This is a genomic window from Methylibium sp. T29-B (assembly GCF_000576225.1).
GTDB lineage: Bacteria > Pseudomonadota > Gammaproteobacteria > Burkholderiales > Burkholderiaceae_C > Methylibium > Methylibium petroleiphilum.
In genome coordinates, this window is the sequence record NZ_AZSN01000017.1 from 1 (window position 1) to 20,371 (window position 20,371).

The window sequence follows — 20,371 nt, forward strand, 5'->3', positions numbered from 1 at the left end:
CCGCGCTCGCCGCCGGCCGCAGCGCGGCCGCGCCGCTGACGGTGCCGGCCGCGAACCTGGCGATGGGGCGGGCCCTGCCGGAGAGCGAGTACGGCATGCCGTCGAAGTTCGAGGCGCACGTGAAGCGTCGCCGGACCGATGTCTTCGTCAACAAGCAGAACTTCTCGGACTGGAGCATGACGCCGCTGCACCAGCAGCACGGCACCGTCACGCCCAATGGGCTGATCTACGAGCGTCACCACAACGGCGTTCCGGAGATCAACCCCGATGAGCACGCTTCGCGATCCACGGCATGGTGAAGCAGCCGCTGGTGTTCACGATGTCCGACCTGATGAAGTACCCGTCGGTGTCGAAGTTCTATTTCATGGAGTGCTCCGGCAACGGCCTGACCGATTGGCTCAAGGCCGCGTCGAAGACCGTGCAGCAGACGCACGGCATGCTGTCGTGTGCGCAGTGGACGGGCATCCCGGTGTCGACGCTGCTGCAGGAGGCCGGCGTGATGCCCGGAGCGACCTGGGCGCTGGCCGAGGGCGCCGACGGCGCGGCGCACGCGCGCAGCATCCCGATGCAGAAGATGCTGGAGGACGCACTCATCGTCTACGCCGCCAACGGCGAGATGCTGCGACCCGAGAACGGCTACCCGCTGCGCCTGTTCATCCCGGGGTGGGAGGGCAATGTCAGCATCAAGTGGCTGCGCCGCATCAAGCTGGGTGACCAACCCTGGAACCTGCGCAGCGAGACGGCGCGCTACACCGACCCGATGCCGGACGGGAAGTGGCGACAGTTCAGCTTCGCGATGGAGCCAAGTCGGTGGTGACCTCGCCGTCGGGCGGCATGACGGTGCGTCCCGGAGAGATCGAGATCCTGGGCTTCGCGTGGTCCGGGCAGGGCAGCATCCGCGCCGTCGACGTGACGCTCGATGGCGGGCGCACCTGGCAGGAGGCCACGCTGGAGCCGCCGGTGCTCGACAAGTGCCTGACCCGCTTCAGGCTGCGCTGGAAATGGGACGGTCGACCGACGTCGATCGCCAGTCGTGCCGTCGACTCGACGGGTTATGTGCAACCCACCGTGGAAGAGATCAAGAAGGTCCGCGCGATCACCGGCTTCGTGCAGCACCACAACGGCATCTTCCCGTGGTCCATCGATGCCGCCGGGGAGGTGAAGAATGCGATCGCCTGAATTGTCGTGGTGCGGCCTCGTCGTCGCGTGCTGTCTGGCAGGTTGCGCGGTCCCGGCTGCCGCGCCGAACGCGGCGGCGCCTTCGCCGCACGGCCATGCGATCTCGGAGCAGGAACTGCAGGCCTGGAACATCGACGTGCGCGGCACCGACGGCGCGGGGCTGCCGCCGGGGTCGGGTTCGGTCGCGGCGGGCAAGGCGGTGTTCGACGCCAAGTGTGCCGCCTGCCATGGCGCCGCCGCGGCCGGTGGGCCGGTGTTCGGGCCCATGGTCGGCGGCATCGGTTCCTTCAAGACCGATCGCCGCGTGCTCACGCCGGGCAGCATGTATCCGTATGCGCCGATCCTGTTCGACTACGTGCGGCGTGCGATGCCGATGAACGCGCCGCAGTCGCTGACGAACGACGAGACCTACGCGGTCAGCGGCTACCTGCTGCACCTCAACGGGCTGGTGCCGGCCGATGCGGTGATGAGCGCACAGACGCTGGCTGCGGTGCGCATGCCCAACCGCGACGGCTTCCTGGTCGACGATCGGCCCGACACCCGGGCCGCGCGGTGCATGCGCGACTGCCCGCCGATCTCGAGCGCGGCGCGCTGAACGGCGGCTGCCGGGCGCCGCGGGACCGCGGCGTCAGGCGGCCAGCGCCCGCAGCGCATCGAGTTGAGCGCTCGGCGATCTGCCGCGGCCCGACGCGGCCCGAGGGCTTGAGCCACAGGTAGCTGTAGAAGTACATGCCCAGCAGGCCCTTGAGCACGATGGCGTCGTAGGGGCGGAACACGCCCTGGCGTTCGCCATCGACCAGGATGCTCTTCCACGCACCCTCGTAGCGGGCGTGCAGCGCCATCACCTCGCGGTGCCGCTCGCCGGTGAGCGACTGCACCTCGCGGAAGCACACCGTCAGCTCGGCCTGGTGCGACGCGATCTTCAGCATCAGGTAGTCGCCCAGCAGCACCAGCCGCTCGGCCGGCGGCAGCTCGCTGCGTGCCACTTCGGCGGCGTGCGCGGCCAGGTCGACGATGTACTCGCGGCTGATGTCGTACAGCAGGTCTTCCTTGCTGCGGATGTGGTGGTAGAGCGCGCCGCGCCCGAGCGAGACCGCGTCGCCGAGTTCGGCGATGCCGACCGCGTGGAAGCCGCGCGCCGCGAACAGTTGGGCCGCGGTCTTGAGGATGCGATCGCGCTGGGAGGCTTCGGCGGGGGCCTTGTTCTTGTTCATCGGTCGTTCTGAAATCGGCAATCGACAGCCGGATTCTAGAGGCCGCTGTACCGTTTGTTCCACCTTCGATACGGGGTCGGCGCGAGCGCCGATCGGTGCGTGGGGGTCGCTCTCTATTGCTGCGTGCACTGCCTGCCCATACGCTCTGTTCTGCCCCCGCCATCATCTGTTCCATTGACCGATACCGATGAGAGCCCAGCGCCATACGTACGATCTTGCCGAGGTGTTCGAACAGATCTTCTCGGCCGCGCCGTGGCCGATGCTGATGCTGGGCGAGGACGCCGCGGTGCTGGGTGCGAGCGACGAATACGGCCACGGTGAGTCCGACTCCGACCTGCCGCTGCGCGCGCGTGCGCCGCACTACCTGGCGTCGTTGCGCGGCGGCCCGCCGTGGTCGGCCGCGCAGGAGGCCGACAGCGTGCGGACGCTGCCCTCGGGGGCGCAGGTGCACGAGCGGCTCTTCCTGCGCCGCACGCCCTGGGGGGCCAGCCTCGTGATCGTCGACCAGACCGACCTGCGCCAGCTCCAGACCTCCGACCTGCAGACGGCACGGCTCGCGGCGCTGGGCTTCATGGTGGCGGGCGTCTGCCACGAGATCACGAACCCGCTCACCTCGCTGCACTCCATCGTGCAGATCCTGCGGTCCGAGAAGCAGCCGAGCCCGGCGCTGCTGGACAAGGGCTTCGACAACATCGCGGTCAACGTCAAGCGCATCCTCGACATCTCGCGGCGGCTGGTGAAGTTCTCGCGCGTCGGTGACGAGCCGCGCTACGGCTTCGCGGTCGACGAGGCCATCGAGGAGGCGCTCTACGTGCTGCGCCAGGACGACCTGCTGCGCGACGTGGAGCTGCAGTACCTGCGCCGCGACGCGGGCCTGAAGGTGTTCGGCAACACGGGGCAGATCCGCGAGATCTTCCTGAACCTGTTCGTCAATGCCGCTCAGGCGATGGCGGGCCGCGGCACGCTGCGCATCGAGACCCGCGAGGCCGGCCCGATGGTCGAAGTGCTGGTCGGTGACACCGGCCCGGGCGTGCCGGCCGAGGCCGTGGGCCGCATCTTCGAACCCTTCTTCACCACCAAGTCCAGCATGCACGGCACCGGGCTCGGGCTGGCGATCAGCACCGAGATCGCCCACGAGCACGGCGGCAGCCTCTCGCTGCGACACACCGGCAGCGAGGGCGCCACGTTCTGCGTCGCGCTGCCCAGGGAACGCGCATGAGCAGCCAGCCCCGCAGGGAAGCACCGGCCGAGGCACGGCGGCCGTCGGAACAGGTGCTCGTGATCGACGACGACCACGGCATCGGCGACTGCGTCGAGATGCTGCTGCAGCGCGCCGGCTACACCTGCGTGATCACGCGCACCGGCGGCGAGGGCCTGGCGCAGCTCCGCAGCCGCGAGTTCGACATGGTCATCACCGACCTGCGCCTGCCCGACGCCAGCGGGCTGGACATCGTGGCGGCCAGCAAGGCGGCCAACCCCGAGACGCAGGTGATCCTGATGACCAGCTTCTCGTCGGTCGAGAGTGCGATCGAGGCGTTGCGCCTGGGCGCCAACGACTACGTGATCAAGCCCTTCGACAACGACGACTTCCTGTTCTCGGTGGAGCGGGCGCTCGGCGAGCGCCGCACCCGCATGGAGAACGTGGCCCTCAAGCGCAGCCTGCGCAAGGCCTATTCCCAGAACGCCATCATCGGCGAGAGCGACGGCGTCAAGCGCCTGCTGGGCATGATCCAGCGCGTGGCCGCCACCGAGGCCAACGTGCTGATCCAGGGCGAGAGCGGCACCGGCAAGGAACTGGTGGCCCAGGCCATCCACTTCGGCGGCAATCGGGCGCACCGGCCGTTCGTCGCGGTGAACTGCGGGGCCATTCCGGCCGAGCTGATCGAGTCCGAGCTGTTCGGCCACGTCAAGGGCGCCTACACGGGCGCGGCCTCGGCCAGCGAGGGCCTGATCCGCGAAGCCAGCGGCGGGACGCTGTTCCTCGACGAGATCTCGGAGATGCCGCTCAACGTGCAGGTGAAGCTGCTGCGGGTGCTGCAGGAGCGCCAGGTGCGACCGCTCGGTTCGGGACAGAGCTACATCACCGACACGCGCTTCCTCGCGGCGAGCAACCGCAACCTGAAGGAGAGCGCCGAGAGCGGCAGCTTCCGCGCCGACCTCTACTACCGCCTGAACGTCATCACGATCCACGTGCCGCCGCTGCGCGAGCGCGGGGCCGACATCGAGCTGCTCGCGCGCCACTTCATGCAGTTGTTCAGCCGCAAGTTCGGCAGCCGGGTCAGCGGCATGGACCGGGACTTCATCGACTTCCTGCACCGCCACTCCTGGCCCGGCAACGTGCGCGAGCTCCAGAACGTGATCGAGCGCGCGGTGATCCTGGCCGATGCCGACATCCTGAGCGCCGCCGACCTGGAGGAAACGATCGCGCTGCCGGCCAAGGAGACCCACCTGCCGCTGGGCAGCGGGTTGCCCCTGTCGGTGGAGGAGTACATCAAGGAAGTCGTGCTGCTCTACCAGGACCGGCACGGCGAGGCCGAGCTTGCGGCGATGCTCGGCATCGGCCGCAAGGCGCTCTGGATGCGCCGCCGCAACTGGGGCCTGCACCGGCAGCGCGAGCGCGCACCGGCCGGCGACGAGCTAGACCACCTCCACCGCGTTCAGTGAACCGCACGGAAAGCAGCCATGTCGAACGAATCCGCCGAACTGCTGACACCGAACCTGATCCTCGCGCAGACGGGTTTCTTCCAGGGCCTGACCGCGCGCCAGCTCGAGCGCATCGCGCTGCTCAGCGAGGTGCAGCACTGCAGCGAGGGGCAGCAGGTCTACCGGGTCGGCGAACCGGCCAGCCTGGTCTATGTGCTGGTGCGCGGCATGGTCCGGCTCGCGGTGGGCTACGGCGAGCGCAACGCGAGTGCCGGCAACATGCTGCGGCGCGGCGAGGTGTTCGGCTGGGCGGCGCTCACGCCGAGCTGCAACCTGCGCATCGCCACCGCCACCTGCCTCACGCCCTGCAGCTTCCTGGCGATCGACGGCAACGGCCTGCTCGGTCTGATGGAGCAGGATCACACGCTGGGCTACCGCCTGATGACCCAGCTCAACCGCATCATCTCCGGCACGCTGACGGCCTTCGCCGGCGGTTGACGCAGAGCCCCGCGCGGCCGACGCGCTACAGCGCGCGCAGCAGCAGGCCGGCTCCGACCGCGACGCACAGCGCGCCCACGGCGCGGCGCAGCAGCGCGGCATCGACGGCGTGCGCGAGATGCACGCCGATCCACACGCCGGCCACCTCGAACACCGTCAGCAGCGCGGCGAGTTCGAGGTCCACGATGCCGTGCGCCAAGTGGCCCACGCTGCCCGAGACCGACGCCAGGATCTGCACCACCTGGCTGGCGCCGATCGCGGTCAGCGGCGCGAAGCCGCTCAGCACCATCATCGGCACGGACAGCGCCGGACCGCCCACGCCGGTGAGCCCGGATCCGAAGCCGGTGAGCGCGCCGATGCCGAACAGCAGCGCGCGCCGCCACTGCGGCCGACCCTCGAAGGCGGTGCGGCGTCGTGCGCCGCCCCCGAGCAGCGTGTAGACACCGGCCAGCACGATCAGCACGGCCAGCACCAGCCCGAGCAGGTGGGCATCGAGCAGAGCGTTGGCCCAGGCGCCGACCGCGCCGAACAGCGCGCCGCCCACGCACAGCGGCAGCGTCACCGACCAGTCGATGCTGCCGCGCCGTTGGAAGAACCAGGTGCCGACGATGCCGGTGAAGATGAAGGTGAAGAGGGCCGTGGCCATCGACGCCTGGATGGGCAGCGGCGCCAGCAGGTTGAGCGCCGGGATCAGCAGGATGCCACCCACTCCCACGGCGCCGATCAGCACGCCGACGACCAGCGCGACCGCGATCAGCCCGGCCATCATGGGGTGCCGGCCGGCTCGCGCGGTGTGCCGTCGGGCAGCGTGCGCTGGCACTGGCTGAAGATGCGGGCCGGGCAGTGGCGGCAGATCTGCGGGTCCAGCCGCGGGTAGAGGGCGTCGATCACGTTGCTGCCGATCGCATGCAGGTTCTCGCGGCCGATGGCGTCGAGGTGGCCAGAGCGCGCCAGCACGTCGACGGCCGACGGGTGCAGGCGGTGGAAGTACAGGCCGCCGCCGAGCTGGCGCCGTCGGCGCGCCTCCTGGCCCAGCAGCTCGGCCCCCGAGCTGTCGATGAAGTTGATGCCCGGCGCCAGCACGAGCAGGTGCTTGTGGCCGGGATCGGCCGCGTCGATGTCGCGCAGCCGGCGCTGCACGTGATCGACGGCGCCGAAGTAGATGGGCCCGTCGATGAAGACCATCTTCAGCTGGCAGCAGTCGGGCTCGTCGGTCTGCGGCACGAAGTGGTAGCTGTGCGCGCCCGGCGCCGGGACCGCGTCGCGGATCTCCGGCCGGGCGGTGCGCTCCAGGAACACCATCAGCGACAGCAGCACGCCGACGTAGATGGCGAACTCGAGGTGCAGGAACAGGGTGGCGAGGAACGTCGCCGCCAGCACCGCAGCCTCGGCGCGACTGGTCCGCAGGATGCCGCGGATGTGGTGTACGTCGACCAGCGAGTACGCGACGACGAGCAGGATCGCCGCCATCGACGCGATCGGCAGGTAGCGCACCAGCGGCGCCAGCGCCACCAGCGTCAGCACCAGGAACAGCGCCGAGAACACCGGCGCCAGCGGCGTCTTCGCGCCGGCTGTGTGGTTGACCCCGCTGCGCGTGAACGAGCCACTGGAGACATAGCTCGAGGCGAAGCTGCCGACCACGTTGGCGAGGCCCTGGCCGATGAACTCCTGGCTGCTGTCGATGCGCTGCCCCGACTTGAGCGCGATCGCGCGCGCGATGGCCACCGCCTCGGTGAGCGAGAGCATCGCGAGCGCCAGCGCGATCGGTGCGAGCTGCCTCAGGGTCTCACCCGAAGGATCGGCATCGACAGCGGCGGCAGGCTGCGCGGGATGGCCGACACCATCGCGATGCCCGTCTGCGGGCCGAACAGCGCGGTCAGCGCCAGCGCATGCAGGCTGCCGACCGCCATGGCGACGATCATGTGCGGCGCGCGCGGCAGCCAGGTGCGCGTGCCCACCGCGGCCAGCAGCGTGACGATGCCCACGCTCAGCACGTGGACGTTGGTGTCCGGCAGGCGCTGCACGAACAGGCGCAGGGTCTCGATGAACGAGGCGCTGGCCGGCGCGGTGATGCCGAAGAAGTTCTTCAGCTGGCTGGTGGCGATCAGCACCGCGGCGCCGGCGGTGAATCCGATCACCACGCTGTGCGAGATGAAGTTCACCAGCACGCCGAGGCGCGCCAGCCCCATCGCCAGCATCAGCAGCCCCGTCATGAAGGTGAGGCTCAGCGCGAGCTGGATGTAGGCCGCGCTGCCCGGCTCGGCCAGCGGGCTGAGCGTCGCGAAGATGACGATCGACAGCGCGGCGGTGGGGCCGGACACGAGATGCAGCGACGAGCCGAACAGCGCGGCCACGATCACCGGCACGATCGCGGTGTAGAGGCCATAGGCCGGCGGCAGCCCGGCGATGCTGGCGTAGGCGACCGCCTGCGGCACCAGGATGATGGTGCCCGTGAGTCCGGCGAGCAGGTCCGCGCGCAGGCTGCGCCGGTTCACCATCGGCCACCACTGCAGCATGGGCAGGAGCCTTGCGAGCCAGCGGTCGGTCGTTGCCATGGTGCTTTCGTTGGGACGCGCGTGAGGGCGGTGCGATGCGCGCCGCCCTCACGTCGTCGCATCGCCAGCGCCTCGTTCAGCAAAGTTGGTGCCACGCACGCCAGCGTGGACATCGCGGCGCATCGGCACGTGCGCGTTTCGAATGGAAACGGTCGCCGGTTTCGCTGTGAAACGTCGGTCGGTCCAGCGCGCTGATGGAAACCCTTGGAAGCGCCGCAACATCGGTTCGATGAAGCGCGATTTCGGCCTCCGCGCGGCCCGGAAACCGCGATTTTTCCCTTGGGCACGGACCGTGCAATGAAGGTGTCGTCACGGACGCAGCGGTGACCTCGAGCGCTGTGTCATCCCTGTCTTCGCAACTCACGGAGAGCCGCATGTCGCGCAATGCAACCGAGTGGCAGCAACGCCCCAATTTCCCCGACACCCACTTCGTCAGCACCGACATCTACACCGACGAGCAGATCTTCCGGCAGGAGCAGGAGCTGATCTTCAACAAGGTGTGGATCATTGCGTGCCACGAGTCGGAGCTGCAGAACGCCTACGACTACCGCACCTTCAACCACCCGGGCGGCGCGCCGCTGATCGTGGTGCGCGGCGAGGACATGAAGGTCCGCAGCTTCTACAACATCTGTCCGCACCGCGGCAACACGCTGCTCTACGAGCCGGTGGGCAATGCCAAGCGCATCACCTGCATCTTCCATGCATGGTCGTTCGACGTGAAGGGCAACTGCATCGACATCTCGCGCGGCAAGCAGGGCTACCAGGACCGCTACGGCTGCGAGCAGGCCGGCCTGCGCGAGGTGAAGACCGAGATCGGCTACGGCGGCTTCGTGTGGGTCAACGTGGATGACCAGTGCTCATCGCTCGGTGAGTACATCGGCGACTCGATGAGCATGCTCGACGAGCAGCTGAACATGCCGCTCGAGGTCTTCCACTATCACAAGGCCGTGGTCAACACGAACTACAAGCTGTGGCACGACACGAACAGCGAGTTCTATCACGATTACATGCACTACTTCAATCGCATCACCGGGATGATCCAGCCCGGCTATTTCGATCGGAAGTACACCGGCTACCCCAACGGCCACGCCTCGGTCGGCTCGATGGCGATCAAGTACGACGCCTACGAGGGCAGCAAGGCGCGCGGCGTGGGCTGGCCCGGCCTGGCGCCGGGAGGCTGGGTGCTGATCGACATCTTCCCGGGCATGACGTTCAACCTGCGCACCTCGGTGCTGCGGATGGACACGGCGATCCCGCTGGGGCCGAACAAGCTGCTGATCGAGTTCCGCGGTCTGGGCCTCAAGAGCGACACGCCCGAAGAGCGGGCCGAGCGCATCCGCGACCACAACACCATCTGGGGGCCGTTCGGTCGCAACCTGCACGAGGACCTGCTTGGGGTGCATGGCCAGGGGCTGGCGATGCGCGACCGCACCGACAGCAAGTGGGTGCTGCACGGGCGCGAGGAGAACATGACCATCCACGACGAAGGCGGCATGCGCCACTTCTATGCGGAATGGAGTCGCCGCATGGGCCGCATGGCCCATGACCCGCACGGCAAGGCCGGCACGGCCCAGGCCGCCGCCTGAGTCCGGACCACCGACGCGAGGAACACCGTGGACACACGCACCGCCATCACCGAACTGATCAGCCGCTCGGCCATGACCCTGGACGAGAAGAAGTTCGACGCCTACCTCGAACTCTGCGATCCGGCCTACGTGTACCGGATCACCGCCTACAGCCCCGAGATCCGCAAGGAGATGACCTGGCTGGAGCACGACAAGCCGGGCCTGAAGACGCTGTTCACCAACCTGCCGCGGCACAACAGCGACCAGTCGCCGATGACCCGCCACGTCTGCGTGTACACGGTGAAGCTCGACGACGGCGCGGCGCAGGCCGAGGTGGTGAGCACCGTGCAGGCCTACCGCACCACGCTGGACGGCGGCACGACCGAGCTGTTCGCGGTCGGCAAGATCTACGACCGGGTCGCGCTCGGCGCCGAGGGCCCGCGGATGCTCGAGCGCAACGTGCGGCTCGACACGCGGATGCTCGGCTTCGGCTACCACATCCCGATCTGAGCGCCGGCCACGGAGCCACCCCATGAAGATCGAAGTCAAGGCGCGCAACCGCGCCCACGCGTTCGACGCCGAGCCGGGCAGCCGGGTGCTGTACGCCGGGCTCGGCCAGGCCATCGACCTGCCCTACGAGTGCGGCAGCGGCACCTGCGGCACCTGCAAGGCGCGGCTGCTGTCGGGCGAGATCGACGACCTGTGGCCCGAGGCGCCCGGCCGCAAGTACCTGAAGCAGGCCGACGAGTTCCTGATGTGCCAGTGCGCCGCGCGCGGCCCGCTGTCGATCGAGGTGGCGAGCTTCGTCGAGGACCTCGAGCCCGATGTCTGCATCCCGCGCGCCGCGTCCGGGCGCATCGTCGCCGCCCGGCTGCTGACGCACGACGTGATGTCGCTGCGCATCGCGCTGGCCGCACCGCTGTCGTTCGACGCCGGGCAGTTCGTGCTGGTCCAGGTGCCGGGGATCGACGGCTACCGCGGCTGGTCGATGGTGAACCACGCGAAGGACGCCCTCGAGCTCGACTTCGTCATCAAGAAGAAGCCCGACGGGAAGCTGTCGGACTGGCTGTTCTCGGCCACGCCGGCCGGCACCGCGGTCGAGCTGTTCGGTCCGCTCGGCGCGGCCACCTTCTATCCGGAGCTCGACAAGAACATCCTCTGCATCGCTGGCGGCAGCGGCATCGCCGGGATGATGTCGATCCTGGAGCGGGCCGCGCGGGCCGACTACTTCGCCAGCCACGACGGCGACGTCTTCTTCGGCGTGCGCTCGATGAAGGACGCGTTCTTCCTCGACGAGTTCAGCCGCCTGCGCGCCGCCTGTGGCGAGCGACTGCGCGTCACGATCGCGTTCTCCGAGGAGCCGGCGTCCGACGCGTTGCGGGCGAGCCATCCGCTGCTGCAGTTCGAGACCGGCTTCGTGCACGAGGTGGCCGGCCGTGGCATGCAGGGGCGCTATCAGGGCGTGCGTGCCTACCTGGCCGGGCCGCCGCCGGCGGTGGACGCCTGCGTGCGCATGCTGCTGATGGCGCGCGTGTCGACCGACAACATCCGCTACGACAAGTTCAGCTGACGACGGGCCCCCCATGAAGCGCATCCGCATCTGCAGCGCCAGCGAGATCCCCGGCCAGGGGATGAAGTGCTACGACACGGCCACGGGCAGCAAGGTCCTGGTGGTGAACAGCGGCGACCAATTCCACGCCTTCCAGGGCCTGTGCCCGCACCAGGACGTGTGCCTCGACGAGGGCTTCTTCGACGGCAGCACGCTCACCTGCCACCAGCACCTGTGGCAGTGGGACGTGAAGACGGGCGAGGCCCTCGGGCTGGCCGAGGCGCCGCTGGAGCGCTACGAGATCGAGCACGTCGACGGCGAGATCTTCGTGCTGCAGTCCAGTGCGCTGCGGGCCTGCGAGCTGTTCAAGGGCATCTCCGACGCGGTGATCGGGCGGCTCGACGCCCTGGCGCGGCGGGAGGAGCACGGCGTGGCGGCGGCGCTGTACGACATCGGCGATCCGGCCGACGACCTCTACATCCTCGAATCGGGCCGCGTGGAGTTCGAGATCGGCCGCGAGGACCGCACGCGCATGGCGGGCTTCATGCTGCGCAAGGGCGAGATGTTCGGGTGGGCCGCGCTGCTGCAGGACCAGCCGCGCCGCATCGCCCGCGCCACCTGCATGGAGCCGTCCACGTTCCTGCGGCTCAAGGGCGAGGACGTCCTGAAGGTGCTGGCGGAGGAGCCGGCGGCAGGCTTCCTCGTGATGCGCCAGCTCTCGACGCTGATCACGCGGCATCTGCGCACGCAGGGCGGCAAGTGAACCGCGCCGCACGGGAACCGACGCAAGGAAGGCAAGCAACAACAAGGAAGCCCGCAGAGGGAGTCGAATGGTCCGATAAAACCGGGCCCGCTGCGCGGGCACCGCATGAACCAACAAGGAGACAAGCATGACGTTCTGGATGAATCAGCGTGTACGCGCGGCCGCCGCAGCGATGGCGGTGGCTTGCGGCCTCGGCATCGGGGCTCCTTCGACGGCGCTCGCCGCCGACCTCGACTACGGCAAGCCGGGTGATCCGGTCCAACTGGTGATCGGCTACCAGCCGTACTACACCCAGTCGTGGTCCGGCGTGGTCATGCGGGGCAAGAAGTTCTACGAGAAGTACCTGCCCAAGGGCTCCACGGTCGACTTCTCGATCGGCCTGCAGGGCGCGGTGATCGTCAACGCCATGCTGGCCGGCAAGCAGCACATCGGCTACATGGGCGACATGCCGGCGATCGTCTCGACCACCAAGGAGTCGGTGGCGGACATCCGCATCGTCGCGACGCTCGGCGTCGGCTTCGACCAGTGCAACATCCTGCTGGCCCGCAACGACGCGCCCAAGTTCGGCAACGGCAAGGAAGGCGTCAAGTGGCTCGAGGGCAAGCGCATCGGCATCCCGCTGGGCAGCTGTGCCGACCGTTTCGCGAAGGAGGCCTTCCGCAAGGAGGGCGTCGCGCCGGCGGCCATCATGAACCAGAACATCGAGGTCATCACCAGCGGCTTCCGCGCCGGCAAGCTCGATGCCGCGGCGATCTGGGAGCCCACCGCCTCGCGGCTGGTGGAGGAGGGGCTGGCGCGGCGCATCGCCAGCGGCGCGACGGTCAACGAGAAGGACGCCGGCTTCCTGGCCATGCGGGCCGACCTGATCAAGCAGCGTCCCGACGTCGCCAAGGCCTGGCTGAACGCCGAGCTCGACGCCCAGCTGTTCCTCGCCGACCCGAAGAACGCGATGGAGGTGGCGGCGATGGCCGCGCAGCAGGCGACCGGCTTCACCGAGAAGATGCTGTGGCACTCCCTCTACGGCCAGTACCCTGCCGAGATCGGCGGGATCCCGGTGCGCATGCAGATGCCCTTCACGCTGACGCCCGACGTGGTGGCGCAGATCAACCAGTCCGCGGCCTTCCTGTTCTCCATCAAGAGCATCAACGTCGAGAAGCTGCGCGCCGACGCGCTGATGAACGACATGGCGGCGCAGGTGCTCAAGGAGCGCAACCTGAGTTCGCCGATCGGTGAGGTCAAGTCCATGCCCGACAGCGAGTACGGCAAGAAGTAGCCGGCCGTTCGGCCCCGATCGAGAGAGAGCAGCCGGTCATCGCCGCGGCCAGGGGCCGCAGGCGGTGCCGCCACTCGGCCCCATTCAGGAGGATGCATGGATCACATCGGTGCGGTGCTCAAGCGAGCCATGCCGTTCCAGACGGTACCGCCGGAGATGCTTCAGGAGATCGTGAAGCTGTCGAAGCTGAAGTCGTATGCGCGTGGCGACATGATCTACGACCTCGACGAAGAGGCCGACGATGTCTACATCGTCGCCTCCGGCAGCGTGAACCACGCCCTGCGCAGCGAAGCCGGCGGCGAACTGCTCGAGAAGGTGATGCGCCCGGGCGACGTGTTCGGCTGGGCGGCCGTACTGACCGGTCGCAATCGCCGCATGGCCCGGACGGTGTGCCTGGAGCGTACCGAGGCCATCCGCATCAACGGCGGGGCGCTGATGGCGCTGATCAAGCAGTCTCCGGCGCGCGGCGACGTGGTGATGAGTCGTTTCGCGACCATGATCACCCGCGAGTTCTCGGCGTCGCCGTCGGTCGCGGCGCGGGTGCCGCATTCGGCGCAGCCGACTCCGGCGCGGCGCAGGGCGGTGGAGGCGGCGACGGCTGGGCGCGCACGATGTTCCGCCTCTCGCAGTGGCTCAAGAGCCCCAAGCCCTACATGATGCTGGCCGGCTACGCCATGCTGCTGGGCTTCTGGTACTTCACGGTCGAGGTCTGGAAGCTGCCGCGCTTTCGGGACATGCCGGGCCTGACGACGGTGTTCACCGAGATGTTCAACCGCCATCCGGTGTACGGGCTCTCGATCTACACGCCGGAGTACTACGACCACATCTGGGCCAGCGTGCGGCGGGTCGCCACCGCCTTCTTCCTGGCCACCGGGCTGGGCGTGCCGCTCGGGCTCTTTCTCGGCTGGTCGAAGACCTTCCGCGAGTACGTGTTCCCGATCTTCGAGACGCTGCGGCCGATCCCCATCCTGGCGTGGGTGCCGCTGGCGATCCTGATGTTCTCGGGCACCGAGACGCCGGTGATCTTCCTGACCTTCCTGGCCTCGTTCTTCGCCACGGCGCTCAACACCATGCTCGGCGTCGAGTCGATCGACGAGTCCTACAGCCGCGCGGCCTACTGCCTGGGCGCGAGCAAGTGGCAGGTGTTCCGCGAGGTCATCGTGCCGGGTTCCATGCCCTACATCTTCACGGGGCTGCAGATCTCGGTCGGGGTCGCGTGGTTCTCGCTGGTGGCCGGCGAGATGGTCTCGGGCGAGTTCGGCCTGGGCTATGTGATCAACACCTCGTACACGATGGTGCAGTACCCGACGATCGTGATCGGCATGGTCACGCTCGGTGCGGTGGGCTACGTGACCAGCGCCATGGTGCGTGTGGTGGGCGACATGATGATGCAGTGGCGCGTGCGCGAGCTGGCGTTGGGAGGACGCTGAGATGAACACCACCCAGGAAAGACAGCGCCAGTCCGGCGGCCGGGCCGCCACGCAGGGCGCGATCCGCATCGACGATGTCGTCAAGGTCTACGACCCCGACGGCGCGGCCGTGATGGCGGTGGACCATTGCACGCTCGACATCGCGGCCGGTGAGATCTGCATGATCGTCGGGCCCTCGGGCTGCGGCAAGACCACGCTGCTCAACGCGATCGCGGGCTTCCACAGCATCAGCTCGGGCACGATCACGATGGACGGCGAGGTGCTGTGCGGTCCCGGCAAGCCCAAGGCCGAGCCGGGCTCGGACCGCATCGTGGTGTTCCAGAACGGCGCGCTGTTCCCGTGGAAGACCAACCTCGAGAACGTCGCCTTCGGCCCGCTGATGCAGGGGAAGATGGGCAAGAAGGAGATCTACGAGAAGGCCCGTCGCATGATGGCCGATGCCGGCCTGAGCGGCACCGAGAACAACTACCCCGGCGAGGTGTCGTCGGGGCTGCGCCGGCGCGTGGAGATCGTGCGCGCGCTGATGAACGACCCGAAGGTGCTGCTGTTCGACGAGCCCTACCGAGCGCTCGACTCGCTGACCAAGTCGGTCATGCACGAGGCGCTGCTGGAGATCTACTACAAGAACAAGGTCACGATCTTCTTCATCACCCACGACCTCGAGGAGGCCATCTTCCTCGGGCACCGGCTGGTGATCATGACCTCGCGGCCGTGCCGGCCGAAGAAGATCCTCGATGTCGACATTCCCCATCCGCGCGACTACAGCGTGCTGACCAGCCCGCGCTTCCGCGAGCTGATGGAGGAGACCAGTGCGATCGTGCACGAGGAAGCGAAGAAGTCCTTCGCGGCCGGCGAGAAGGAGGGCTGAACCATGAGCCATGGCATCACCCGGTTTCGCCAGCGCGTGCTGAGCCGCTCGACGCTGCGCGCGATCATCGCGCTGACGGCCTTCGTCATCCTGTGGGAACTGGGCGCGCGCTCGCCCGAATGGCTGGGCTTCGCGCTGCCCTGGATCGGCCAGGTGCCGGCGCCCAGCGGCGTGCTCAAGGCCTGGGCGGGCCTGCTGGGCAACGCCGGCTACTGGGAGAGCTGGTACCTCAGCCTGGTCCGGGTGCTCGCGGGCTTCGGCGCGGCGATGCTGATCGGCATCCCGCTGGGCCTGATGATGGCCGTGAGCAAGGCGGTGCACGGCGTCGTGTTCCCGAGCTTCGAGCTGCTGCGGCCGATCCCGCCGCTGGCCTGGGTGCCGGCCTCGATCATCTTCTGGCCCACGGCCGAGATGTCGATCGCCTTCGTGACCTTCCTCGGCGCCTTCTTCACCATCGTCATCAACGTCGTCGGCGGGGCCAAGTCGATCGACGTGCGCTACTTCCAGGCGGCGCAGGCGATGGGCGCGTCGCAGTGGGACATCTTCCGCCGCGTGGTGCTGCCGGCCACGCTGCCGTCGATCGTGGTCGGCTCCGCGGTGGGCATGGGCATCACCTGGGAGGTGGTGGTGGCGGCCGAGATGATCTCCGGGGGCGGCAAGAGCGCCGAAGGCGGGGGACTGGGCTTCTTCATCTGGAACTCGTACGTGGGCGGTTCGTACGAGCAGATCGTCGTCGGCATGATCAGCATCGGCATCGCGGGCTTCGCCTGCAGCGAGGCGCTGCGCGCGCTCGGCGGACTGGTCACGCCCTGGTTGAAACAGCGTTGAGGAGTGCACGATGGCCCAACACAAGCCTTCGGGCAGCACGCGCGGCGAGATCCAGGTCCGCAACGTCACCAAGACCTACGGCACCGGACCGTTCGCCAAGACCGTGGTGCAGGACTGCTCGTTCACGATCGAGCGCAACAAGCTCACCGTGATGATCGGCCCGTCGGGTTGCGGGAAGAGCACGCTGATCCGGTTGCTCGCGGGCTTCGAGAAGCCCGACAGCGGCAGCATCCAGATCGACGGGCGGCCCATCACCGGGCCCGGCAAGGACCGTCTCGTGGTGTTCCAGGAAAGCGCGCTGTTCCCGTGGATGACGACCATGGACAACATCCTCTACGGACCGCGCGCGCGCGGCGAGCAGAACGGGCAGACGCAGTCGCAGGCCGATTTCCTGCTGGAGAAGGTGGGACTCAAGGCCTTCAGCCGCAAGTACCCCACGCAGTTGTCGGGCGGCATGCAGCGACGCGCCGAGCTGGCGCGGGCGATGATCAACAACCCCGACGTGATGATCCTCGACGAGCCGTTCCGCGGCCTCGACGCGATGTCGAAGGAGCTGATGTGGGAGTACTACTCCGGCCTGTACGAGGAGTCTCACCGCACCAATTTCTTCGTGACCACCGACATCGACGAGGCGATCTTCCTCGCCGACCGCCTGATCGTGATGACGAACATCCCGACGCAGGTGAGGGCCACGCTCGAGGTCGACATCCCGCGGCCGCGACGGCTGGCCAACGCCTTCGACAGCGAGCGCGCCAACGAAATCAAGATGCAGGCGCTGTCGCTGCTGCACGAGGAGGCCATGAAGTCCTTCTCGGGCGGCAGCCGCGCCGCGGCGGACTTCATCGAGGCCTATGCCAAGCGCACCGGCAAGGCGCCGGCCGAGGCGAAGCAGCCGGAATGACACCTGTCGCGCCGTCGACCCGAACAACGAACGAACCATCCAAGAAGGAGAACGATCCATGGCCAGCAAGAAGGTGATCGACATGCGCAGCCGCCCTGCGTTCCTGCACGACTTCTACGGCAAGACGCGCGGCACGCCGGAGTTCGAGGTCGTGAAGTGGCTGAACGGCCGGGTCGGTTCGCGCGACCTGGAGCACTTCACTCATTCGAAGAACATCGACGGCTACCTGCGCGACATCAAGGAGACGAGCATCACGGCGGCGGTGGTCGTCGGCCGCGACACCCCCGGCATCAAGCACTCGAACGACGAGATCCACGACCTCGTCAAGGGCCACAAGGAACTGGTCGGGGTGGGCTCGATCGATCCGCACCGCTGGGGCGTCAAGGCGGCGATCGACGAGGTGGAGCGCGCGGTGCGGCAGCTCGACCTGAAGGCGATCAACGTCGAGCCCGGCTTCGGCAGCCCGCTGTGCAAGGCCGACGATCCGATGCTGTTCCCGATCTACGACGCCTGCGCGCAGCTCGGCGTGCCGGTCTCCATCATGTCCGGCCCCACCGCGCCGAGCCTCGACATGGTGACGCCGACCGCGGTCGGCCATGTGGCGAAGGCCTTCCCCAAGCTGTCGATCATCTGCTACCACGGCTTCTATCCGTACGTGAACGAGATCATCGGCGTCGCGTTCCGCTGGGAGAACGTGTTCATCGTGCCCGACATGTACATCTTCGCGCCGGGAGGCTCGCTCTACGTCGAGGCCGCGAACGGCTGCATGCGCCACCAGATCCTGTTCGGCAGCTCCTACCCGTTCCGGCCGATGGGACAGTCGATCAACGACTACCGCACCCTCGGTTTCGCGGAGGGCGTGATCGACGACGTGATGTACGGCAACGCGAAGCGCGTGCTGAAGCTCGGCGTCTAGCCGCCCGGACCGGAGAACCGCCGTGAAGGACCTCGAGATACGCGCCGCGCGGCTGTCCGACGTGCCGCGTCTCCTGGAGTTCTACAAGCAACTCGACATCACGCCCGAGCCCGAGATGCCGATCGAACACGCCTGGGCGCGCTTTCTCGACCTGGAAGCGAACCCGCTGCACCACATCTACGTGGCGGAGTCGAACGATCTCATCGTGGGTACCTTCGCGGTGGTCTTCGTGGGCGGCATCTCCCACGGCGCGCGCGACTCGTGCATCGTGGAAGACGTGGTCGTGGCGCCGGACGCCCAGGGGCAGCGGATCGGCCGGCGGATGATGCAGTTCGCGATGAAGCTGTGCGCGGCGCGCGACTGCTACAAGCTGGTGTTGTCGAGCCACGTCAATCGCGAGAAGGCCCATGCCTTCTACGAGGGCCTGGGTTTCCGCAAGCACGGCTACAGCTACCTGATCGACCCCGGCGACGCCGCCGCTCCGGCGGCGCCTGCCTGACCGACCGGAGGAGACTCGCATGGTGGAGGCCGACGAACGCGGTGCCGAGTACAGCATCCAGGTGAGCGCCGTGGCGGACGCCGGCTGCTCGGTCTATCGAGCACGGGTCGTGGTCAAGGAGTTGCCTGCGATGCGCCCGGTGTTCTGCGACGACGTGCTGCCGCAGGAGCAGACCTGGCCTCAGCTTCAGGAGGCGCTCGCCGCGGCGCTCGCCCGGGGGCAGCGGTTCGTGCGCTTCGCGCTGTGCCGCCGGTTCGCCGAGGGCATGGACGACGACGAGGCGGCCTGGGAGGCGATGCCTGCCGGGCTGGCCCGCAGAGCGGCCGCGACATGCTCGCCGGTCGAGTGGCGCAGCACCGGGCTCCATCCGACGTGGACGCAGTGACGTCCGTCGCGCCCGAGGAAGCCGGGGGCCGCAGAACGCCGTCGCTGCCAGCGTGCGATGACGACGGCGCGTCGCGGGCGGGTGTCGAGTTGCGGGCGACGATGGCCGCAAGGCAGCACACGTCTCCGAAGCGTCTGGTCGAGCCGGGCCCCGACGCGGACCAGATCGAGAGCCTGTTCTGCGCCGCCGCGACGGCGCCGGACCACGGCCGGCTCGTACCCTGGCGCTTCGTGATCGTTCCTGCCGACCAGCGCGCGCGCCTGGCCGAGGCCTTCGCGCTGGCCTTGATCGACCGTGATCCCGGCGCGACCCTGGTCCAGATCGAGGCAGCCCGGCTCAAGGCCTGGCGTGCCCCGTGGATTGCCCTGGCGATCGCGAGATTGCGAGACGACGAGCGCGATGCCGACGCCGTCCCCGCGGCCGAGCGGCTCGTCTCGCTCGGCGCCGCGCTCCAGAACCTGCTGCTCGCGGCGCACTCGATGGGCTTCGGCAGCGGGTTGACCAGCGGCCGCGCGATGGATTCGGCCCGCCTGCGCGGCCTGTTCGGCGTGCAGCCGCAGGAGCAGGCCGTGTGCTTCGTCAACGTGGGCACCGTGGTGGGACGGCGACCCGTGTCGCCCAGGCCGGCGCCGGCCCGGTTCGTCAGTTGCCTGTCGTAGTGGCCGGCCGGGGCTGCGGCGTATGCTCGCCGCCACCGCAATCCTCGGTGCGCACGGATGAGCAACTTCTACAACGATCACATCCTGCCGCGCGCGGTCGATGTCATCTGCGGTCTGCCCAGCTTCGAGAGCGGGCGCGCGGAGCTGGTGCCGCAGGCCTCGGGCCGGGTGCTCGAGATCGGCATGGGCACGGGACGCAACCTGCCGTACTACCGCGCTGCCGGACTGCAATGCCTGTGCGGTGTCGATCCCGGCCTGCATGCCCTGGCCCGGCGCCGGGCCGAGGCCGCAGGCCTGGAGATCCATGCGCTGCCGCTGTCGGCCGAACGCATCCCGGTGGACGACCGCAGCTTCGATTGCGTGGTGTCCACCTTCACGCTCTGCACCATTCCCGATGCGGCCCAGGCGCTGAAGGAGGTCTACCGCGTGCTGGTGCCAGGCGGGCGCCTGCTGTTCCTGGAGCACGGTGCCGCGCCTGACGCGTCGGTGCGGCGCTGGCAGGATCGCCTCACGCCGTACTGGAGGCCGCTGGCCGGCGGCTGCCATCTCAACCGCGAGATGCCGGGGCTGATCGAGTCGGCGGGCTTCCGGATCGAAAGTCTGCAGCGCCGCTACCGGCCCGGGCGAGATGGCTGACCAGTCTGTA

Annotated in this window: 23 protein-coding genes and 3 pseudogenes; 22 read left to right on the forward strand and 4 right to left on the reverse strand. The window is 68.5% G+C overall.

The genetic code is table 11. The features are described from left to right. The 4 genes and pseudogenes from Y694_RS25450 to Y694_RS04735 all read left to right on the forward strand — a co-directional run. Positions 1-299 (forward strand): annotated as a pseudogene (locus Y694_RS25450) (sulfite dehydrogenase); the annotation flags it as partial. Then, the gene (locus Y694_RS25455; protein ID WP_231497538.1) at positions 293-817 is read left to right on the forward strand and encodes a molybdopterin-dependent oxidoreductase; all 525 of its coding nucleotides are present in this window, start codon (positions 293-295) and stop codon (positions 815-817) included. The pseudogene Y694_RS25450 and the gene Y694_RS25455, both read left to right, overlap by 7 nt. Beyond that, a complete protein-coding gene (locus tag Y694_RS25460; RefSeq protein ID WP_231497539.1) occupies positions 811-1,179 on the forward strand; it encodes a hypothetical protein in 369 nt (122 codons plus the stop codon). Before Y694_RS25455 ends, Y694_RS25460 begins: the two co-directional genes overlap by 7 nt. Beyond that, entirely contained in the window at positions 1,166-1,774 is a 609-nt protein-coding gene (locus Y694_RS04735) for a c-type cytochrome (RefSeq protein ID WP_036230289.1), read from the forward strand. Before Y694_RS25460 ends, Y694_RS04735 begins: the two co-directional genes overlap by 14 nt. 115 nt (positions 1,775-1,889) lie before the next feature. On the opposite strand, the pseudogene Y694_RS25465 reads toward Y694_RS04735, so the two are convergent. Continuing rightward, positions 1,890-2,393 (reverse strand): annotated as a pseudogene (locus Y694_RS25465) (TetR/AcrR family transcriptional regulator); the annotation flags it as partial. A gap of 223 nt (positions 2,394-2,616) precedes the next feature. On the opposite strand from Y694_RS25465, the gene Y694_RS04745 reads away from it, so the two are divergent. Genes Y694_RS04745 through Y694_RS04755 form a run of 3 tightly spaced genes read left to right on the forward strand, consistent with a single transcriptional unit; the run spans position 2,617 to position 5,534 of the window. Beyond that, on the forward strand, positions 2,617-3,612 hold the full coding sequence (locus Y694_RS04745; RefSeq protein ID WP_036230291.1) for a sensor histidine kinase: 996 nt from the start codon (positions 2,617-2,619) through the stop codon (positions 3,610-3,612). Next, positions 3,609-5,057 carry a sigma-54 dependent transcriptional regulator gene (locus tag Y694_RS04750; RefSeq protein ID WP_036230293.1) on the forward strand — a complete coding sequence of 483 codons (1,449 nt, stop codon included), beginning with the start codon at positions 3,609-3,611 and terminating at the stop codon, positions 5,055-5,057. Before Y694_RS04745 ends, Y694_RS04750 begins: the two co-directional genes overlap by 4 nt. An 18-nt stretch (positions 5,058-5,075) precedes the next feature. Then, the gene (locus Y694_RS04755; protein ID WP_036230295.1) at positions 5,076-5,534 is read left to right on the forward strand and encodes a cyclic nucleotide-binding domain-containing protein; all 459 of its coding nucleotides are present in this window, start codon (positions 5,076-5,078) and stop codon (positions 5,532-5,534) included. A gap of 25 nt (positions 5,535-5,559) precedes the next feature. Here Y694_RS04755 and Y694_RS04760 read toward each other — a convergent pair whose 3' ends face one another. The 3 genes and pseudogenes from Y694_RS04760 to Y694_RS25475 all read right to left on the reverse strand — a co-directional run. Beyond that, positions 5,560-6,300 (reverse strand): sulfite exporter TauE/SafE family protein, encoded by a 741-nt coding sequence (locus tag Y694_RS04760; RefSeq protein ID WP_148210889.1) that lies wholly within the window; start codon positions 6,298-6,300, stop codon positions 5,560-5,562. Next, positions 6,300-6,836: a sodium-independent anion transporter gene (locus Y694_RS25470; protein ID WP_310732199.1), complete on the reverse strand. Its 537-nt coding sequence runs from the start codon at positions 6,834-6,836 to the stop codon at positions 6,300-6,302. Before Y694_RS25470 ends, Y694_RS04760 begins: the two co-directional genes overlap by 1 nt. Positions 6,837-6,959: 123 nt before the next feature. After that, positions 6,960-8,089: pseudogene (locus Y694_RS25475) on the reverse strand (SulP family inorganic anion transporter); the annotation flags it as partial. 374 nt (positions 8,090-8,463) lie between these two features. On the opposite strand from Y694_RS25475, the gene Y694_RS04770 reads away from it, so the two are divergent. The 15 genes from Y694_RS04770 to Y694_RS04840 all read left to right on the forward strand — a co-directional run bounded on the left by Y694_RS04770 (position 8,464) and on the right by Y694_RS04840 (position 20,361). Further along, positions 8,464-9,675 (forward strand): aromatic ring-hydroxylating dioxygenase subunit alpha, encoded by a 1,212-nt coding sequence (locus Y694_RS04770; protein ID WP_036230297.1) that lies wholly within the window; start codon positions 8,464-8,466, stop codon positions 9,673-9,675. 27 nt (positions 9,676-9,702) lie between these two features. Beyond that, positions 9,703-10,164 carry an aromatic-ring-hydroxylating dioxygenase subunit beta gene (locus Y694_RS04775; RefSeq protein ID WP_011828520.1) on the forward strand — a complete coding sequence of 154 codons (462 nt, stop codon included), beginning with the start codon at positions 9,703-9,705 and terminating at the stop codon, positions 10,162-10,164. Between the two features lie 22 nt (positions 10,165-10,186). Continuing rightward, complete coding sequence (locus Y694_RS04780; RefSeq protein ID WP_011828521.1) at positions 10,187-11,224, forward strand: 2Fe-2S iron-sulfur cluster-binding protein; 1,038 nt, start codon at positions 10,187-10,189, stop codon at positions 11,222-11,224. Between the two features lie 13 nt (positions 11,225-11,237). Beyond that, the gene (locus tag Y694_RS04785) at positions 11,238-11,966 is read left to right on the forward strand and encodes a cyclic nucleotide-binding domain-containing protein (RefSeq protein ID WP_011828522.1); all 729 of its coding nucleotides are present in this window, start codon (positions 11,238-11,240) and stop codon (positions 11,964-11,966) included. Between the two features lie 127 nt (positions 11,967-12,093). Further along, a complete protein-coding gene (locus tag Y694_RS04790; RefSeq protein WP_152543385.1) occupies positions 12,094-13,239 on the forward strand; it encodes an NrtA/SsuA/CpmA family ABC transporter substrate-binding protein in 1,146 nt (381 codons plus the stop codon). Positions 13,240-13,335: 96 nt separating this feature from the next. Continuing rightward, positions 13,336-13,896, forward strand: coding sequence for a cyclic nucleotide-binding domain-containing protein (locus Y694_RS04795; RefSeq protein ID WP_036230299.1), 561 nt, complete (start codon positions 13,336-13,338; stop codon positions 13,894-13,896). Next, positions 13,851-14,669, forward strand: coding sequence for an ABC transporter permease (locus Y694_RS04800; RefSeq protein WP_231497540.1), 819 nt, complete (start codon positions 13,851-13,853; stop codon positions 14,667-14,669). The genes Y694_RS04795 and Y694_RS04800 overlap by 46 nt, the downstream gene beginning before the upstream one ends. Before the next feature lies 1 nt (position 14,670). Further along, a complete protein-coding gene (locus Y694_RS04805) occupies positions 14,671-15,537 on the forward strand; it encodes an ABC transporter ATP-binding protein (protein ID WP_011828525.1) in 867 nt (288 codons plus the stop codon). Between the two features lie 3 nt (positions 15,538-15,540). Beyond that, a complete protein-coding gene (locus Y694_RS04810; RefSeq protein WP_011828526.1) occupies positions 15,541-16,365 on the forward strand; it encodes an ABC transporter permease in 825 nt (274 codons plus the stop codon). A 10-nt stretch (positions 16,366-16,375) separates the two neighbouring features. Further along, positions 16,376-17,266, forward strand: coding sequence for an ABC transporter ATP-binding protein (locus tag Y694_RS04815; protein WP_011828527.1), 891 nt, complete (start codon positions 16,376-16,378; stop codon positions 17,264-17,266). A gap of 58 nt (positions 17,267-17,324) precedes the next feature. Then, positions 17,325-18,182, forward strand: a complete 858-nt coding sequence (locus Y694_RS04820) for an amidohydrolase family protein (protein ID WP_036230300.1) — start codon at positions 17,325-17,327, stop codon at positions 18,180-18,182. Positions 18,183-18,204: 22 nt separating this feature from the next. Further along, positions 18,205-18,681: a GNAT family N-acetyltransferase gene (locus Y694_RS04825; protein ID WP_011828529.1), complete on the forward strand. Its 477-nt coding sequence runs from the start codon at positions 18,205-18,207 to the stop codon at positions 18,679-18,681. Positions 18,682-18,700: 19 nt separating this feature from the next. Then, a complete protein-coding gene (locus tag Y694_RS04830) occupies positions 18,701-19,066 on the forward strand; it encodes a hypothetical protein (RefSeq protein ID WP_036230304.1) in 366 nt (121 codons plus the stop codon). Positions 19,067-19,167: 101 nt separating this feature from the next. Beyond that, positions 19,168-19,725 carry a nitroreductase family protein gene (locus Y694_RS04835; protein ID WP_036230306.1) on the forward strand — a complete coding sequence of 186 codons (558 nt, stop codon included), beginning with the start codon at positions 19,168-19,170 and terminating at the stop codon, positions 19,723-19,725. A 57-nt stretch (positions 19,726-19,782) separates the two neighbouring features. Continuing rightward, positions 19,783-20,361, forward strand: coding sequence for a class I SAM-dependent methyltransferase (locus Y694_RS04840; RefSeq protein WP_036230308.1), 579 nt, complete (start codon positions 19,783-19,785; stop codon positions 20,359-20,361). Positions 20,362-20,371 lie beyond the last annotated feature (10 nt).

What these genes read in the sequence shown, in the direction of transcription:
- Y694_RS04795 (WP_036230299.1), top strand. Translation starts at nt 13,336, where the DNA reads ATGGATCACATCGGTGCGGTGCTCAAGCGAGCCATGCCGTTCCAGACG.
- Y694_RS04755 (WP_036230295.1), top strand. Translation starts at nt 5,076, where the DNA reads ATGTCGAACGAATCCGCCGAACTGCTGACACCGAACCTGATCCTCGCG.
- Y694_RS04770 (WP_036230297.1), top strand. Translation starts at nt 8,464, where the DNA reads ATGTCGCGCAATGCAACCGAGTGGCAGCAACGCCCCAATTTCCCCGAC.
- Y694_RS04805 (WP_011828525.1), top strand. Translation starts at nt 14,671, where the DNA reads ATGAACACCACCCAGGAAAGACAGCGCCAGTCCGGCGGCCGGGCCGCC.
- Y694_RS04835 (WP_036230306.1), top strand. Translation starts at nt 19,168, where the DNA reads ATGGCCGCAAGGCAGCACACGTCTCCGAAGCGTCTGGTCGAGCCGGGC.
- Y694_RS04735 (WP_036230289.1), top strand. Translation starts at nt 1,166, where the DNA reads ATGCGATCGCCTGAATTGTCGTGGTGCGGCCTCGTCGTCGCGTGCTGT.
- Y694_RS25455 (WP_231497538.1), top strand. Translation starts at nt 293, where the DNA reads ATGGTGAAGCAGCCGCTGGTGTTCACGATGTCCGACCTGATGAAGTAC.
- Y694_RS04810 (WP_011828526.1), top strand. Translation starts at nt 15,541, where the DNA reads ATGAGCCATGGCATCACCCGGTTTCGCCAGCGCGTGCTGAGCCGCTCG.
- Y694_RS25470 (WP_310732199.1), bottom strand. Translation starts at nt 6,836, where the DNA reads ATGGTGTTCCTGGAGCGCACCGCCCGGCCGGAGATCCGCGACGCGGTC.
- Y694_RS04760 (WP_148210889.1), bottom strand. Translation starts at nt 6,300, where the DNA reads ATGGCCGGGCTGATCGCGGTCGCGCTGGTCGTCGGCGTGCTGATCGGC.
- Y694_RS04750 (WP_036230293.1), top strand. Translation starts at nt 3,609, where the DNA reads ATGAGCAGCCAGCCCCGCAGGGAAGCACCGGCCGAGGCACGGCGGCCG.
- Y694_RS04790 (WP_152543385.1), top strand. Translation starts at nt 12,094, where the DNA reads ATGACGTTCTGGATGAATCAGCGTGTACGCGCGGCCGCCGCAGCGATG.
- Y694_RS04780 (WP_011828521.1), top strand. Translation starts at nt 10,187, where the DNA reads ATGAAGATCGAAGTCAAGGCGCGCAACCGCGCCCACGCGTTCGACGCC.
- Y694_RS04815 (WP_011828527.1), top strand. Translation starts at nt 16,376, where the DNA reads ATGGCCCAACACAAGCCTTCGGGCAGCACGCGCGGCGAGATCCAGGTC.
- Y694_RS04800 (WP_231497540.1), top strand. Translation starts at nt 13,851, where the DNA reads ATGTTCCGCCTCTCGCAGTGGCTCAAGAGCCCCAAGCCCTACATGATG.
- Y694_RS04830 (WP_036230304.1), top strand. Translation starts at nt 18,701, where the DNA reads ATGGTGGAGGCCGACGAACGCGGTGCCGAGTACAGCATCCAGGTGAGC.
- Y694_RS04820 (WP_036230300.1), top strand. Translation starts at nt 17,325, where the DNA reads ATGGCCAGCAAGAAGGTGATCGACATGCGCAGCCGCCCTGCGTTCCTG.
- Y694_RS04840 (WP_036230308.1), top strand. Translation starts at nt 19,783, where the DNA reads ATGAGCAACTTCTACAACGATCACATCCTGCCGCGCGCGGTCGATGTC.
- Y694_RS04785 (WP_011828522.1), top strand. Translation starts at nt 11,238, where the DNA reads ATGAAGCGCATCCGCATCTGCAGCGCCAGCGAGATCCCCGGCCAGGGG.